The sequence below is a fragment of the Acinetobacter dispersus genome, from assembly GCF_009884975.1.
In the GTDB taxonomy this organism is placed as follows: domain Bacteria; phylum Pseudomonadota; class Gammaproteobacteria; order Pseudomonadales; family Moraxellaceae; genus Acinetobacter; species Acinetobacter dispersus.
This window is the reverse complement of record NZ_CP041970.1, coordinates 2,760,477-2,777,364: the sequence shown is the minus strand read 5'-3', so window position 1 is coordinate 2,777,364 and position 16,888 is coordinate 2,760,477. Positions and strand designations below refer to the sequence as shown.

General features: G+C 43.0%; 14 protein-coding genes and 5 tRNA genes. All 19 read left to right on the top strand.

All coding sequences use genetic code 11. The features are described from left to right. Positions 1–49: 49 nt before the first annotated feature. Positions 50–793 carry a type II secretion system protein N gene (gene gspN, locus FPL17_RS12730; RefSeq protein ID WP_005191850.1) on the top strand — a complete coding sequence of 248 codons (744 nt, stop codon included), beginning with the start codon at positions 50–52 and terminating at the stop codon, positions 791–793. After that, positions 793–1,632, top strand: coding sequence for a type II secretion system protein N (locus FPL17_RS12725; RefSeq protein WP_078197325.1), 840 nt, complete (start codon positions 793–795; stop codon positions 1,630–1,632). Before gspN ends, FPL17_RS12725 begins: the two co-directional genes overlap by 1 nt. Positions 1,633–1,673: 41 nt before the next feature. Then, positions 1,674–3,938 carry a type II secretion system secretin GspD gene (gspD, locus tag FPL17_RS12720; protein ID WP_078197323.1) on the top strand — a complete coding sequence of 755 codons (2,265 nt, stop codon included), beginning with the start codon at positions 1,674–1,676 and terminating at the stop codon, positions 3,936–3,938. Between the two features lie 63 nt (positions 3,939–4,001). Next, positions 4,002–4,619: an FHA domain-containing protein gene (locus FPL17_RS12715; protein ID WP_005191858.1), complete on the top strand. Its 618-nt coding sequence runs from the start codon at positions 4,002–4,004 to the stop codon at positions 4,617–4,619. Positions 4,620–4,689: 70 nt separating this feature from the next. After that, positions 4,690–5,355: a phosphoglycolate phosphatase gene (locus tag FPL17_RS12710; RefSeq protein ID WP_159885378.1), complete on the top strand. Its 666-nt coding sequence runs from the start codon at positions 4,690–4,692 to the stop codon at positions 5,353–5,355. Between the two features lie 111 nt (positions 5,356–5,466). Further along, positions 5,467–6,960 (top strand): anthranilate synthase component I, encoded by a 1,494-nt coding sequence (gene trpE, locus FPL17_RS12705; protein ID WP_159885376.1) that lies wholly within the window; start codon positions 5,467–5,469, stop codon positions 6,958–6,960. Between the two features lie 99 nt (positions 6,961–7,059). Then, positions 7,060–7,135, top strand: a tRNA-Thr gene (locus FPL17_RS12700). 53 nt (positions 7,136–7,188) lie between these two features. Further along, positions 7,189–7,272: transfer RNA gene (locus tag FPL17_RS12695), tRNA-Tyr, on the top strand. 33 nt (positions 7,273–7,305) lie between these two features. Next, positions 7,306–7,381: transfer RNA gene (locus tag FPL17_RS12690), tRNA-Gly, on the top strand. An 11-nt stretch (positions 7,382–7,392) separates the two neighbouring features. Next, a tRNA-Thr gene (locus FPL17_RS12685) sits at positions 7,393–7,467 on the top strand. A 162-nt stretch (positions 7,468–7,629) separates the two neighbouring features. Continuing rightward, positions 7,630–8,820, top strand: a complete 1,191-nt coding sequence (tuf, locus tag FPL17_RS12680) for an elongation factor Tu (RefSeq protein WP_004802222.1) — start codon at positions 7,630–7,632, stop codon at positions 8,818–8,820. 56 nt (positions 8,821–8,876) lie between these two features. Next, positions 8,877–8,952, top strand: a tRNA-Trp gene (locus FPL17_RS12675). Positions 8,953–9,028: 76 nt separating this feature from the next. Continuing rightward, complete coding sequence (secE, locus tag FPL17_RS12670) at positions 9,029–9,469, top strand: preprotein translocase subunit SecE (protein WP_004802225.1); 441 nt, start codon at positions 9,029–9,031, stop codon at positions 9,467–9,469. Positions 9,470–9,476: 7 nt separating this feature from the next. Further along, entirely contained in the window at positions 9,477–10,010 is a 534-nt protein-coding gene (nusG, locus tag FPL17_RS12665; RefSeq protein WP_005154809.1) for a transcription termination/antitermination protein NusG, read from the top strand. 111 nt (positions 10,011–10,121) lie between these two features. Further along, the gene (gene rplK / locus FPL17_RS12660) at positions 10,122–10,550 is read left to right on the top strand and encodes a 50S ribosomal protein L11 (protein WP_004637639.1); all 429 of its coding nucleotides are present in this window, start codon (positions 10,122–10,124) and stop codon (positions 10,548–10,550) included. A 3-nt stretch (positions 10,551–10,553) separates the two neighbouring features. Next, entirely contained in the window at positions 10,554–11,249 is a 696-nt protein-coding gene (gene rplA, locus FPL17_RS12655) for a 50S ribosomal protein L1 (RefSeq protein ID WP_004656290.1), read from the top strand. Between the two features lie 251 nt (positions 11,250–11,500). Further along, positions 11,501–12,007 carry a 50S ribosomal protein L10 gene (gene rplJ / locus FPL17_RS12650; protein WP_004802230.1) on the top strand — a complete coding sequence of 169 codons (507 nt, stop codon included), beginning with the start codon at positions 11,501–11,503 and terminating at the stop codon, positions 12,005–12,007. A 48-nt stretch (positions 12,008–12,055) separates the two neighbouring features. Further along, positions 12,056–12,421, top strand: coding sequence for a 50S ribosomal protein L7/L12 (rplL, locus tag FPL17_RS12645; protein ID WP_005191867.1), 366 nt, complete (start codon positions 12,056–12,058; stop codon positions 12,419–12,421). Between the two features lie 308 nt (positions 12,422–12,729). Beyond that, the gene (gene rpoB / locus FPL17_RS12640) at positions 12,730–16,818 is read left to right on the top strand and encodes a DNA-directed RNA polymerase subunit beta (protein WP_151715599.1); all 4,089 of its coding nucleotides are present in this window, start codon (positions 12,730–12,732) and stop codon (positions 16,816–16,818) included. The last annotated feature ends 70 nt before the right edge of the window (positions 16,819–16,888 follow it).

Genomic DNA, 16,888 nt, shown 5'->3' with positions numbered 1-16,888 from the left:
GGGCGAGTGTCTCAAGAAGGATGATATTTGGCATGTTGGTAAGGGTGGAATGAAGAAAAATACCAAGCAATGGAGATGGTGGATTTTCGCCATTTTTGCATTTTTAATTTTTATTATTTTACAAATTCCAGCAACTTGGTTAATTGCGAAATTTTCAAAAGATAATCAAATATTACATAATGTCAGCGGCAATATATGGCAAGGACAGGCAGATTGGCAGCGTGGTCAATTGCGTGGATCAGTGCATTGGAAAACACGACCTTTAGATTTGCTGTTACTGCGCGTTGGTGCAGATCTCGATATTCATAGCGGTAATACCCAATTCAATGGAATTTTTGCTTATGGTTTTGGCAAAAAAATCATGATCAAAGATCTGCAAGGGAAAATCTCGCCTGAAACATTAAAGTACTTTGCCAACTGGCAGTGGCCTGAAAATTCAATTCAGTTGAAAGATGTACAGTTCAATTATCAAAAAGAAAAAGGCTTTAGCGCGACGGAAGGTCAATTAAATTGGGGCGGCGGTGAGTTGGGCTATACTTTTGGTCAACGACAGGACCGCATGAATATGCCTTCTTTGGTGGCTGAACTGAAAGATGAAAACGGACAATTACAAATCGATGTTCGTGACCAACGCAGCCAAAAAATGGCAAATCTGAGTTTAGATGCAAGTCTGATGTTGGATGTGCAATTAACGCAACGCATGTTATTGAATATTCCATCCTATCAGGGTAAAGCTGGACTTGACACGTATGTGATTAGCTCGCGTCAACCATTATTGCAAGGTGGTTTCTAATGAAGGCAATCACTCAAAAGTTGCAACAATTGCGTTGGCAAAAAGTTGATAAGCTCAGTGGCTTGGTTCTAGCTTTACTGATCTTGTGGTTATGCTGGAAATTAGCTTCATTGTTTTGGTGGGTGCTTGCACCTCCTCAACCCATGCAGTTCGATCGGGTTGAGTTGGGTTCGCAACAAGCACAGGTACCAAATATCAGTTCCTTTGCTTTATTTAATGAGCCTGCAGCAACTTCAGCTGATGATAATGTTAACTTGGAGTTACAAGGTGTATTGTTGGGTCAACCAAATTACTTGTCTTCTGCGGTTATTAAGTTGAATGATACAGCTGAGCGTTATCGTGTGGGAGAGACGGTTGGTTCGACCTCATATCAATTGGCGGAAGTGTACTGGGATCATGTGATCTTGAGACAAGGCAATGGCGCGACTCGAGAAGTAAAGTTTAAGGGTTTGGATAATGGCTTGTACCAACCGATTGCACCTGTATTGAACAGTGGCAATAATGCCCCACCTCCAGCAGCTGCACCGACTCAGAACTCACCGCAATCAGCCTTAGGTCAGGCAATCCAGCAAATGCAGGATAACCGTGAGCAATACATGAAAAACATGGGGGTAACGGGAGGCGGTTCAGATGGTTATGAAATATCGGATAAGACCCCATCGAATTTAAAAAATACCTTGGGTTTGCGTGCTGGCGATCGTATTCTATCGGTCAATGGTCAGAGCGTCGGGCAGGGGCTCAACGAAGTACAATTATTAGAGCAAGTACGTCGTGAAGGGCATGCCAAAATAGAAATAAAACGTGGTGATCAAGTGATGACCATACAACAAAGTTTTTAGTGATCACACGTCACCATATCAGTTAGGAATAAGTGCAGGTTATGGCTTTTTTAAATCATCAACGTCCACTTTGGGCATTATTGGCCGCGGCACCTTTGGTTGCGACAATCAGTACCAATGTGCAAGCACAGACATGGAAGATCAATCTACGTGATGCGGATTTAACGGCATTTATTAATGAAGTTGCAGATATTACAGGAAAGAACTTTGCTGTAGACCCACGTGTACGCGGTAATGTGACGGTTATTTCCAACAAGCCGCTAAATAAAGATGAAGTATATGACCTATTTTTAGGTGTACTTAACGTCAATGGTGTGGTGGCACTTCCTTCTGGGAATACGGTTAAGCTCGTACCTGATAGTAATGCCAAGAACTCAGGCATTCCTTATGACGCACGTAGTCGTGCAGGTGGCGATCAAATCGTGACACGGGTCATTTGGTTGCAAAACACCAATCCTAATGATTTGATTCCTGCTTTACGTCCGCTGATGCCGCAATTTGCTCATTTGGCAGCAGTTGCTGGGACCAATGCCTTAATCGTTTCTGATCGGGCAACCAATATTTATCAGCTAGAAAGTATTGTGCGTAATCTGGATGGTACGGGGCAAAATGATATTGAGGCGATTAGCCTGCAATCGAGTCAAGCCGAAGAAGTGATTGGTTTGCTCGAAACCATGAGTGCAACAGGGGCTTCAAAAGACTTTATTGGATCACGTGTTCGGATCATTGCTGATAATCGCACCAACCGAATTCTGATCAAAGGTGATCCCGACTCGCGTAAGCGCTTACGTCAAATGGTTGAAATGCTAGATGTGCCATCAGCAGATCGATTGGGTGGCTTAAAAGTTTTCCGCTTAAAATATGCCAGCGCAAAAAATTTAGCTGAGATTTTACAAGGCTTGGTGACAGGTCAATCTGCTTCGTCTTCATCATCGTCGTCGAGTAGTAATAACCGATCTAGTTCGTCTAATAATTTGATCTCAAACAATCAAAACTCAAGTTCATCAACAGGTTCATCGGTCTCTACGCCTTCGATTAATTTAAATGGCAATTCAAATAACAGTCAAAACTTGGCAATTACCAGTTTTAATGGTGCAGGCATTAGTATTATTGCGGACCCGACTCAAAATGCATTGGTGGTTAAAGCCGATCCACAGTTGATGCGAGAAGTTGAAGCGGCCATCCAACAGCTGGATATTCGTCGTCAACAAGTATTGATTGAGGCAGCAATTATTGAAGTTTCAGGAGATGATGCAGATCAACTGGGAATTCAATGGGCATTGGGTGATTTGAGTAGTGGAGTCGGTCTTCTTAGCTTTAGTAATGTAGGTGCAAGTCTGGCATCTATTGCTGCGGGTTATGCGACGGGTGGTGCAAGTGGTGCAGCTGCGGCGATTGCTGGGGATGCCAATAAAGGGAATGGCGCGACGCTTGGGTTAGGGAATTTTGAAAACTCACGTAAAGCTTATGGCGCGTTGATACAAGCGTTGAAAACCAACACCAAATCTAATTTCTTGTCTACGCCTTCAATTGTGACCATGGACAATGAAGAGGCTTATATTGTTGTAGGTCAAAACGTTCCATTTGTTACTGGTTCGGTATCGACGGGGACCTCTGGTACAGTTAACCCTTATACGACAGTTGAACGTAAAGATGTGGGTGTCACTTTAAAAGTGGTTCCGCATATTGGTGAAAATGGTACAGTGCGCCTTGAAGTTGAACAGGAAGTTTCCGATGTTCAGAACAATAAAGGCCAGGCAACCGACCTTGTTACCAATAAGCGTGCCATCAAAACGGCGGTGCTTGCTGAGCATGGACAAACGGTCGTATTAGGCGGCTTGATTGCGGACAATACTTCTTTGTCACGTCAAGGTGTTCCAGGCTTGAGTAGTATTCCATATCTTGGACGTTTATTCCGTGCTGATGCGCGTAGTAATATCAAGCGTAATCTGTTGGTATTTATCCATCCTACGATTGTCGGGGATGCGGATGATGTGCGCCGTCTTTCTCAGCAACGTTATAATCAGCTTTATAGCTTGCAATTATCTATGGATAAAAATGGTAATTTTGCAAAGCTTCCTGAAAATGTGGCAGATATTTATAATCCGCGACCTGTAGTAAGCAACTCTCCTTATCAGAAAGTTCCAACTGCGACGCAAGCGAAACAAACGGTTGTAGTGACAACACCTGTTGCTGTTGAAGAGCCGCAGGTGCAGCAAAAAACAGTGCAACTGCCAGCAAAATCTACAGAGCGCAGTAAAAACACCGTGACGACAACCACAATTCGTCCAGTGTCTTCACAGTAGAAGCACAGAAGCGCTTATGTCACAATGCTATGATTGCAAGAAATTATATAAGGATATGCATCTATGACTTGGAAATTACAAGCCATTACAGGTGAATTTACGGGGCAAGAACTGAATATCGAGCGCGATATGCTGGTGGGTAGACACCAAGATGCCGATATTTTGTTGCAATCAGCAGATATTTCGCGTCGTCATGCCGCTTTGTTGCTGAAAGATCAGCAGCTTTGGGTACAAGACCTTAATTCGTCAAATGGTACCTTCATTAATGATGCGCGTGTCGAGCAAGAAACCGAATTGCATGATGGTGATATTTTGCAGTTTGCAAGTTTTGTCTTCTCTGTACTTGCACCAGCAGTAACTGAAGCTGAATTACCTGAAATCGAAATTGAGCCTGTGACCTCGACTACACATGATCAAGGTATGCCAAGTATTGCTGAGCGTGCAGTTGAAACACCAATAACGCGCGATGGTATGCCGCAACAGGTCTCGATTCCAAAACCCGCTCCAATTCCTGAAGGGGTGAGTGTTCAGGCTGTACCTGAGCCACAACCTGTTGCGATTGATGAGCCAGTTTCGCGTGTCGCTCAGGAAAAAGAGCAACAAAAGAACGCTTCTGTTGGTTTGATTTCGATTATTGTACTGATCATTTTGGCTGTGATTGCCTGGCTGTTCTTTAAATAATCGGGCGAAGCTTCTACAATCAAGGCATGCCCACGTTGGTATGCCTTTTTCATTTCTTGGGTCGAAATATATGTCTGTTGCTCAGTTACAAAGCCGTAATTTAGTTTTATTTGATCTGGATGGGACACTGGTGGATTCTGCTGCTGATCTATATCGAGCGATGAATTTGAGTCTGGAAAAACTGGGCTTCGCGACAGTGACTGAAGCGCAAGTCCGTGTTTGGGTCGGAAAAGGTGCTGCCAAACTGTGTGAAGCTGTGTTGGAACATTTATTTGAACAAGTAGATGCCCAACAGCAAGAACAACTCCTCAGTACATTTGTTGACGTCTATGCTCAGGAACTCTGTGTAAATACCCGAGTGTATGAGGGTGTTTTGCCATTTCTGGACTATTGTCAAACGCATAACATTACGATGGCATGTGTTACCAATAAGCCTGAGCATTTAGCGAAGGGTATTTTGGATATTTTGCAATTGAGTCCGTATTTCAAAATTGTGATTGGTGGTGATAGTTTGTCTGAACGAAAACCGCATCCATTACCGCTGCTGCATTGCGTGGAACTCGAAGGGACATCTACAGCAGAAACCTTAATGATTGGTGATTCAAGTAATGATGTGGAGGCGGCAAGACGTGCAGGTATTGATTGTATTGTGGTCAGCTATGGCTATAATCATGGAGAAAGCATCTATGATTGCCAACCACAGCAAGTGGTCGATCATTTGGCAGAATTAGTTTAAGAAAATTCGGTAAGGAGACAGGCATGAAGATTGTTATGGTTTTTCGATGGCGGGCTTGAAATAGCACTACAGAAAAAACGCACAGAAATTAAAAAACCATAGAGATGATTCATGACCACATTTGTACAATTTGAGCAATTAAAATCAGCAGGCTATAACACCATTCCTGTATACCGCCAACGTTTGGCGGATACTGAAACCCCACTTTCTGTTTTCGCACGGTTTAAACATCATCAACAAGCGTATCTCTTCGAGTCTGTTGAGGGGGGAGAAAACTGGGCGCGCTATTCCATGATTGGGTTGGGTGAGTCGACTGTTTTTTCCTGTAATGCTGGCGTATTAACGATTCAAGACGCAGATGGTACGGTGACTCAGCAAGATTGTGCCGACCCATTTCAATATATTCGAGAGTTTCAAAGTCAGTTCAAAGTGCCTACACAGGCAGATTTACCCGATTTGCCTAATTTTACAGGTGGTTTGGTCGGTTATTTGGGCTATGACGCTGTGCGTTATATTGAACCAAAACTGAAAAATGTACCGACTGCTGATCCAGTTACTTTGCCCGACCTTTGGTTGATGCTCTCTCAAACCGTGATTGTGTTTGATAATTTAAAAGATACTTTATTCCTCATCCATCATGCCGATGCAAATCAGCCTGATGCCTATGCTCAAGCTCAGCAAAAGCTAGATCAACTTGAACAATTGCTGGCGATACCTGTTAGTTTGCAAGCCAAACCCCATACTGCACCGCATTTTGAATCGATTACAGGAAAAGAGAAGTTTCTGGAAACGGTTGAGAAGGTTAAGGAATACATCCGTGCCGGCGATGTGATGCAGGTTGTGCCTGGTCAACGTATGGTATCGGACTTTGATGGTGAAGCCTTGCAAGTGTATCGTGCGCTCCGTCATTTAAATCCATCACCGTATTTATTTTTGGTGCAAGGGCAAACCCTTGGAGATAAAAAACCATTTCATATCGTTGGTTCATCACCAGAAATCTTATCTCGTCTGGAAAATGGGATTGCGACAGTACGTCCATTAGCAGGGACGCGACCACGTGGTAAAACCAAAGAAGAAGATATTGCCTTGGAACAAGATTTGTTAACTGATGAAAAAGAGATTGCCGAACATCTCATGTTGATTGATCTGGGGCGTAATGATGTTGGACGTGTTTCTAAAATCGGAAAAGTGCAAGTTACCGATCGTATGGTGATCGAGCGTTATTCACATGTGATGCATATTGTGTCAAATGTACAAGGTGAAGTTCGTGATGATGTCGATGCTTTAGATGTTTTTAAGGCGACATTCCCTGCAGGGACACTTTCTGGTGCACCAAAAATTCGTGCTATGGAAATTATTGATGAAGTTGAACCCGTAAAACGTGGTGTATTTGGTGGGGCTGTTGGATATTTAGGCTGGCATGGTGAAATGGACATGTCAATTGCGATCCGCACCTGTGTTATTCGTGATAAAAAAGTCTATGTACAGGCTGGAGCAGGGTTAGTTGCGGACTCAAATCCAGAGTCTGAGTGGAATGAAACCCAAATAAAAGCTCGCGCAGTGATCAAAGCGGTTGAATTATCGTCAAACGGATTGATTTTATGAGTTTTTAGCGATTTTTTTGAAAAAAGCACTTGCATCGATTCAGAGTTTTGCTAAACTGCACACCGTTCCGATACGAAACGTACGAAACACTAAGAAAGAGCCGGCATAGCTCAGTTGGTAGAGCAACTGACTTGTAATCAGTAGGTCCACAGTTCGAATCCGTGTGCCGGCACCATCTTAAAAGTGTGATAGTATAGTGTAAAGAACAGCACTGTGTAAGTGTGATATGGTGAGATTCCCGAGCGGCCAAAGGGGGCAGACTGTAACTCTGCTACGAAAGTTTCGAAGGTTCGAATCCTTCTCTCACCACCATCTAACTTCGATAGAAGTGGTAAATACCAATATGCGGGAGTAACTCAGTTGGTAGAGTGGCAGCCTTCCAAGCTGCATGTCGCGAGTTCGACCCTCGTCTCCCGCTCCATCGAAGATGTCGCTCTTATAGCTCAGTGGTAGAGCACTCCCTTGGTAAGGGAGAGGTCTCGAGTTCAAATCTCGATAAGAGCTCCAGATATAAAACTTAGTAGAATTTCTACAGATTTTAAAGAAGCAGGCTATTATAGTCTGCTTTTCAAGTATTGGGTGTCTAGTTTTTTAGGCGATTGTCGATAAGTAAGGTTTTTCAGGGTTGTTTTTCTCTAAACTTGTGTCGACGTAAACGAGGAGAATCAAATGGCTAAGGCTAAGTTTGAACGTAATAAACCACACGTAAACGTGGGTACAATTGGTCACGTTGACCATGGTAAAACAACTTTAACTGCTGCGATTGCAACTATCTGTGCAAAAACTTACGGCGGTGAAGCGAAAGATTACTCACAAATCGACTCAGCTCCTGAAGAAAAAGCACGTGGTATTACAATTAATACTTCACACGTAGAATACGATTCTCCAATCCGTCACTACGCTCACGTAGACTGCCCAGGCCACGCCGATTATGTTAAAAACATGATTACTGGTGCTGCTCAGATGGACGGCGCGATCCTTGTATGTGCTGCGACTGATGGTCCAATGCCACAAACTCGTGAACACATCCTTCTTTCACGTCAGGTTGGTGTACCTTACATCATCGTATTCTTGAACAAGTGTGACCTTGTTGATGATGAAGAATTACTTGAATTAGTAGAAATGGAAGTTCGTGAACTTCTTTCTACTTATGACTTCCCAGGTGATGACACTCCAATCATCCGTGGTTCAGCTCTTCAAGCATTAAACGGTAACGACGGTCCTTATGGCGAGAAAGCTGTAATTGATTTAGTTGCTGCACTTGATTCTTACATTCCAGAACCAGAACGTGCTATCGACAAAGCATTTTTGATGCCAATCGAAGACGTATTCTCTATCTCAGGCCGTGGTACAGTTGTAACTGGTCGTGTAGAAGCTGGTATCGTAAAAGTTGGTGAAGAAGTTGAAATCGTAGGTATCAAAGATACGGTTAAGACAACTGTAACTGGCGTAGAAATGTTCCGTAAATTGCTTGACGAAGGTCGTGCAGGCGAGAACTGTGGTGTTCTTCTTCGTGGTACTAAGCGTGAAGACGTACAACGTGGTCAAGTACTTGCTAAGCCAGGTACAATCAAGCCGCACACTAAATTCGATGCAGAAGTATACGTACTTTCTAAAGAAGAGGGTGGTCGTCATACTCCATTCCTTAACGGTTACCGTCCGCAGTTCTACTTCCGTACAACTGACGTAACTGGCGCGATCAAATTACAAGATGGCGTAGAAATGGTAATGCCTGGTGACAACGTTGAGATGTCAGTAGAATTAATTCACCCGATCGCAATGGACCCAGGTCTACGTTTTGCGATCCGTGAAGGTGGTCGTACTGTAGGCGCTGGTGTTGTTGCTAAAGTAACTGCATAAGCCCAATACCGTGTGTTACACTCAAATCGAAAGCTCCGGCTTTCGATTTGTACGTTAGGTCAGTAGTTCAATTGGTAGAGCGTCGGTCTCCAAAACCGAATGTTGGGGGTTCGAGTCCCTCCTGGCCTGCCACTTTTTTTTAAGAAAAAAGCTTAATTCTGGCTAAGTTGTCATATAATAAGTCGCGAATTCTACGACGAGTAAAAAAATGTCGAATGATAAATCGCGTGACGCATTAAGCGACGCGCCAATCCCTCAAAGAAATAATGTTGCAGAAGTTGTAAGTTCTGGTTCACCGCTAGATGTTGTCTTATGGTTGATTGCTATAGCTTTATTGGTCGGTTCAGCATTGGTAAATCAGCATTTACCTGCCTATTGGGCACCAGCAAATGATATTTGGGTGCGTGTTGGGGTGATTTTGGCTTGTGTCGTAGTCGCTTTAGGTTTATTATACGCCACCCATCAAGGCAAAGGCTTTGTGCGTTTATTACAAGATGCGCGAATTGAACTGCGTCGAGTGACCTGGCCAACAAAACAAGAGACGATCACGACATCGTGGCAAGTTCTTTTGGTTGTACTTGTTGCATCATTGGTTTTATGGTGTTTCGACTACGGCTTAGGTTGGTTTATTAAGTTAATTATTGGGTAAGAACGCGATGAAACGTTGGTATATTATTCATGCCTATTCAGGCTTTGAAAAACAAGTGATGCGTTCGCTTAATGATCGAATTCAGCGTAGTACTGTTGCTGAAAGCTTTGGTGAAGTCCTTGTCCCTACTGAAGAAGTAGTGGAAATGAAGGATGGTAAGAAGCGCAAGTCTGAACGTAAATTCTTTCCTGGCTATGTGTTAGTCGAAATGGAAATGAATGATGATACTTGGCATATCGTAAAAGAGTGTCCAAAAGTTCTTGGTTTTATTGGTGGTACTCCAGAGAAACCAGCTCCGATTTCACAACGTGAAGCTGATGCGATTCTTGCTCGTGTACGCAACACAGGCGAAGCACCTCGTCCTAAGACGATGTTTGAACCTGGTGAAGAATTGCTCGTTATAGATGGTCCGTTCACAGACTTTAAAGGAGTCGTGGAGGAAGTACTATACGAGAAGTCACGTTTAACGTTGACGATTAATGTATTTAATCGACCAACTCAAGTTGAACTAGAGTTTCGCCAAGTCGAAAAAACAGTTTAATTTGAATAGGTTGTGAAGCGCCCGATCTGATCGGGCATTGTTGTTCTAACACTTCGGTGTTGTTTAATTTTTGGGGAGCCTAACGGCGTCTGTACCCAGAGGTAATTTTCAATGGCTAAGAAGATTGACGGCTATATCAAGCTGCAAGTTCCAGCTGGTAAAGCAAATCCATCTCCACCAATTGGTCCTGCTTTAGGTCAACGTGGTGTAAACATCATGGCATTCTGTAAAGAATTCAATGCTGCTACACAAAAACTTGAAGTTGGTTTGCCAATTCCTGTCGTGATTACTGTGTACAACGATAAGTCGTTCACTTTCATCATGAAAACTCCACCTGCATCTATTCTTCTTAAGAAAGCTGCTGGTATCCAAAAGGGTTCTTCTGTACCTAACAAAACTAAAGTTGGTAAGTTGACCCGTGCTCAGTTAGAAGAAATCGCGACTACTAAAGAACCAGACTTAACTGGTGCTGATTTAGACGCTCGTGTGCGTACCATTGCTGGTTCTGCACGTTCTATGGGCTTGGAAGTGGAGCTATAAGACATGGCAAAGTTAACTAAACGTCAAAAAGCCATTGCTGCTGCTGTAGAAGCAAACAAAGTTTACACTTTGGAAGAAGCAGTACAAGTTCTTAACAGCCTTCCAGCTGCGAAGTTCAAAGAATCTTTAGATATCGCTGTAAACCTTGGTGTAGACCCACGTAAATCTGATCAGGTTGTTCGTGGTGCTACAACTTTACCTGCGGGTACTGGTAAAACTGTACGTGTTGCAGTATTTGCTCAAGGTGCTGCTGCAGAAGCTGCGAAAGCTGCTGGTGCTGATATCGTTGGTTTTGATGACCTTGCTGAAAGCATTCAAGGTGGAAACCTTGATTTCGACGTAGTGATTGCTGCTCCTGATGCAATGCGCGTTGTTGGTAAGCTTGGTACAATTCTTGGTCCACGTGGCTTAATGCCAAACCCTAAAGTGGGTACAGTAACTCCTGATGTTGCTAACGCGGTTAAGAATGCTAAATCTGGTCAAGCACGTTACCGTGTAGACAAAGCGGGTATCATCCACGCTGCGATCGGCCAACTTGGCTTTAGCGAAGAAGCTGTACGTCAAAACGTTGAAACTTTAATTGCAGACTTGAAAAAGTTAAAGCCTGCAACTTCTAAAGGTGTATACGTTAAAAAGATCACTTTGAGCTCTACTATGGGTCCTGGTTTGATCGTTGACGTAAGCAACGTTTCTAAGTAATTAGAAAGAATTTTGAAGCCTTAGATTTTTTCGTTGAAAAAATCTAAGCAAACTTTGAATTGATAAATGAATGTTTATCAGCGTCAAAGACCTCAGGCGAAGTGATTCTTTTTAGAAGATCTTCTTAATAAACCAGTCTGAGTAGACGCGGTGGTGTGATTTGTTGCTCCTCCGCGTGTAAGTCTGAATAGGGCTTACGAATTGGGAGTGCACTCGTATGAGTGCATAAATCACCGTTAGGAGGTTTTACGATGGCTCTTCTTATCGAAGACAAAAAACAGATCGTTGCTGAAGTAAGTGAAATTGCTTCTACAGCGTTCGCTGCCGTTGTTGCTGACTACCAAGGTTTAACCGTTGAGCAATTAACTGCTCTTCGTGTTGAAGCTCGTAAACTAGGTGTTGCTACACGCGTTGTACGTAATACTTTAGCTAAACGTGCTCTTCAAGATACGCCATTCGCTATCTTGAATGACGACCTTGTTGGTCCAACAATCTTAGCATTCTCAACTTCTGAAGACGACATGGGTGCAGCTGCACGCTTGTTCGAAGAATTTGCTAAAACTAATAAAGCATTTGAATTAAAGGCTGCTGCATTTGAAGGCAAACTTTATCAAGGTGCTGACGTTAGCGTTATCGCGAATCTTCCGAACCAAGAAAAAGCGCTTACTATGCTTGCCTCTGTTCTTCAAGCTCCTATTTCGAAATTGGGTCGCTTACTTACAGCGCTTCAAGAGAAAAACGGGTCAGAAGCTGCTTAAGCTTAAATCTACTTTCACACCATTCAATATCCATTTGGAGTTACTCTCATGGCTTTAACAAACGAAGAAATCTTAAACGCAGTTGCTGAAAAAACTGTTCTTGAACTTGTTGAACTTATTTCTGCTTTCGAAGAAAAATTCAACGTATCTGCTGCTGCTGTAGCTGTTGCTGCTGGTCCAGCTGTTGCTGCTGCTGAAGAACAAACTGAATTCAACGTAGAGTTGACTTCTTTCGGTGCTAACAAAGTTGCTGTAATTAAAGCAGTTCGTGAAGCTACTGGTCTTGGTCTTAAAGAAGCTAAAGATCTTGTTGAAGGCGCTCCTGCTGTTCTTAAGGAAGGCGTTTCTAAAGAAGAAGGCGAAGAACTTAAGAAGAAGCTTGAAGAAGCTGGTGCTACAGTTACACTTAAGTAATGCTGTAGGGAGTCGATTTTTTGAAAATCGGCTCCAAAAAATGGCTGATGGCTCTTGGGTCATCAGCCTTTTTGCGTTACAATAATCGGCTCGTTTTTTGTTAGTTTTACGTTTTTGTGCGTAAAATTCAAACAAATAACACAATATCAAACGCTTACCAATATTTTTTTGCTTATAAAAATATTGTTAAGCGTTTTAATACCACTAAAAATTGCAGCATTTGTAAACAGTGGTGGCCATATCGGCCTGCGTAATTCCTTCTAAACCCGTTCTGCAGGCGGGTTTAGTTTACTTTCCGAGGACTCCAGATGGCATACTCATATACCGAAAAGAAACGGATTCGTAAGAATTTTGGTAAATTGCCCCACGTAATGGAAGCACCGTACTTACTTTCGATTCAGGTCGATTCGTACCGTACTTTCTTACAAGGTGGTAAAACTCCAAAAAATCGCGAAGATATCGGTCTCCAAGCCGCATTTCGTTCAGTTTTTCCTATTGAAAGTTATTCTGGCAATGCTGCTTTAGAATTTGTTGAGTATAGTCTTGGTAAGCCAGAGTTTGACGTACGTGAATGTATTTTACGTGGTTCAACTTATGCGGCACCAATGCGCGTAAAAATTCGTTTGATCATTAAAGATCGTGAAACGAAATCAATTAAAGACGTGCGTGAACAAGAAGTTTATATGGGTGAAATGCCACTCATGACAGATAACGGTACGTTCGTTATCAACGGTACTGAGCGTGTAATCGTATCTCAATTACACCGTTCACCAGGTGTATTCTTCGACCATGATAAGGGTAAAACCCACTCAAGCGGTAAAGTGTTGTATTCAGCACGTATTATTCCTTACCGTGGTTCATGGTTAGACTTCGAATTTGATGCCAAAGATTTGGTATTCGTACGTATTGACCGTCGTCGTAAGTTGCTTGCAACGGTAATCCTACGTGCCTTGAATTATAGCAATGAACAAATCTTGAATTTGTTCTACGAGAAAGTACCTGTATATCTTGATATGGGTAGCTATCAAATTGACCTCGTTCCAGACCGCTTACGTGGTGAAATGGCGCAATTTGATATCTTGGATAATGATGGTAAAGCGATCGTTGAACAAGGTAAACGTATTAATGCTCGTCATGTACGCCAAATGGAAGCTGCTAACTTAGCGAAGCTTTCTGTACCTGATGAATATTTATATGAGCGTATTACAGCTGAAGACATCAAGTTGAAAGACGGTGATGTGATTCCTGCAAATACCGTACTTAGCCATGACATTATGGTGAAGTTGGCTGAAGGTGGTGTTAAACAGTTTAACATCCTGTTCACAAACGATATCGATCGTGGTTCTTTCGTTGCTGATACATTACGTGCAGATACAACAACAGGTCGTGAAGAAGCGCTTGTTGAAATCTATAAAGTAATGCGTCCAGGCGAGCCACCAACAAAAGAAGCTGCTGAAAACTTATTCAACAACTTGTTCTTCTCTTCTGAGCGTTATGACCTTTCTCCAGTGGGTCGTATGAAGTTCAACCGTCGTTTGGGTCGTCCTTACGAAGTGGGTACAGATCAGAAGTCTCGTGAAGTTGAGGGTATTTTATCGCACGAAGATATCATCGATGTACTGCGTACATTGGTTGAAATCCGTAACGGTAAGGGTGAAGTCGATGATATCGATCACTTGGGTAACCGTCGTGTACGTTCTGTTGGTGAAATGACAGAAAACCAATTCCGTGTTGGTTTAGTTCGTGTTGAACGTGCTGTTAAAGAGCGTTTAAGCCAAGCAGAAACTGATAACTTGTCTCCGCAAGATTTAATCAACGCGAAACCAGTTGCTGCTGCAATCAAAGAATTCTTTGGTTCAAGCCAATTGTCTCAGTTCATGGACCAAAATAACCCATTATCTGAGATTACACACAAACGTCGTGTATCTGCGCTTGGTCCTGGTGGTTTGACACGTGAACGTGCAGGCTTTGAAGTACGTGACGTACATCAAACTCACTACGGTCGTGTATGTCCAATTGAAACACCGGAAGGTCCAAACATTGGTTTGATCAACTCGCTTTCTGTTTATGCAAAAGCGAATGACTTCGGTTTCTTGGAAACCCCATACCGTCGCGTTGTTGAAGGCCGTGTAACAGATACAGTTGAATATTTATCTGCGATTGAAGAAGTGGGTACTGTGATTGCACAGGCCGATTCTGCAGTAGATAAAGATGGCAACTTGACTGAAGAAATGGTTTCTGTACGTCATCAAGGTGAATTCGTACGTATGTCGCCTGAGCGCGTTACACATATGGACGTTTCAGCACAGCAGGTTGTTTCTGTTGCTGCATCATTGATTCCATTCCTTGAACACGATGATGCGAACCGTGCATTGATGGGTTCGAACATGCAACGTCAGGCTGTTCCTACATTACGTGCTGACAAGCCGCTTGTTGGTACTGGTATGGAAGCAAACGTAGCACGTGACTCGGGCGTGTGTGTGATTGCAGACCGTGGTGGTGCGATTGAATATGTAGATGCATCTCGTATCGTTATTCGTGTAAACGAAGATGAAATGATCGCGGGTGAAGCAGGTGTAGATATCTACAACCTGATCAAATACACACGTTCAAACCAAAATACATGTATCAACCAAAACGTGATCGTAAACTTGGGCGACAAAGTTGCTCGTGGCGATATCTTGGCTGATGGTCCATCGACTGATATGGGTGAACTTGCGCTTGGTCAAAACATGCGCGTCGCGTTCATGACATGGAACGGCTATAACTACGAAGACTCGATCTTACTTTCTGAGCGTGTACTTCAAGAAGACCGTTTAACGTCGATTCACATTCAAGAATTGTCATGTGTAGCGCGTGATACTAAGTTGGGTGCAGAAGAAATCACTGCCGATATTCCTAACGTTGGTGAAGCTGCACTGTCTAAGTTGGATGAGTCTGGTATTGTTTATATCGGTGCTGAAGTGACTGCGGGTGACATCCTTGTTGGTAAGGTAACGCCTAAAGGTGAAACTCAGTTAACACCTGAAGAAAAACTACTTCGCGCAATCTTTGGTGAAAAAGCAGCTGACGTTAAAGACTCTTCTTTACGCGTTCCATCTGGCACCAAAGGTACCGTGATTGACGTTCAAGTCTTCACACGTGATGGTTTGGAAAAAGATGAACGTGCTCAAGCAATTGAGAAAGCTCAACTTGATGCATACCGTAAAGACTTGAAAGAAGAATACAAAATCTTCGAAGAAGCAGCACGTGAACGTATTGTTCGTTTGTTGAAAGGTCAAGAATCTAACGGTGGTGGTTCAACTAAACGTGGCGATAAACTTGCTGAAGACGTATTGTCTGGTTTAGAGCTTGTTGATTTACTTGAAATCCAGCCGACTGATGAAGCAATTGCAGAGCGTTTAACTCAAATTCAAGTGTTCTTGAAAGAGAAGAGTTACGAAATTGATGAGAAGTTTGCTGAGAAGAAACGTAAACTTTCTACAGGTGATGAATTAACAACTGGCGTATTAAAAGTTGTTAAGGTTTACCTCGCTGTTAAACGTCGTATCCAGCCTGGTGATAAGATGGCGGGTCGTCACGGTAACAAAGGTGTTGTATCAAACATCTTACCAGTTGAAGACATGCCGCATGATGCCAATGGTGTACCAGTCGATATCGTATTGAACCCGTTGGGTGTACCATCACGTATGAACGTGGGTCAGATTCTCGAGACTCACTTGGGTATGGCTGCTAAAGGTCTTGGCGATAAAATCGAAAAAATGTTGAAAGAACAGCGTACAGTGATTGAACTGCGTGAATTCTTAGACAAGATTTATAACAAGGTTGGTGGCGAGCAAGAAGAGCTTGATAGCTTAACTGATGCAGAAGTCTTGGCACTTTCAGGTAACTTGCGTGCAGGTGTTCCATTGGCAACACCTGTATTCGATGGTGCTGAAGAAAGTCAGATCAAAGACTTACTAGAATTGGCTGACATTTCACGTACTGGTCAAACGGTATTGTTTGATGGTCGTACAGGTGAACAGTTTGATCGTCCTGTAACTGTAGGTTACATGTACATGCTTAAATTGAACCACTTGGTTGATGACAAGATGCATGCGCGTTCAACAGGTTCTTACTCACTTGTTACTCAACAGCCGCTTGGTGGTAAAGCACAATTCGGTGGTCAGCGTTTCGGTGAGATGGAAGTATGGGCACTTGAAGCATACGGTGCAGCATATACACTTCAAGAAATGCTCACTGTGAAGTCGGATGACGTCGAAGGTCGTACACGCATCTATAAGAATATTGTAGATGGTAACCATTATATGGATCCGGGTATGCCTGAATCGTTCAACGTATTGACCAAAGAGATCCGTTCTTTAGGTATCAACATTGAACTGAAAAATGGTGACTAAAAAATCTCCCCCAACCCCTCTTTAAGAAAGAGGGGGGGAAGTCCCCCTTTGTAAAAGGGGGATTTAGGGG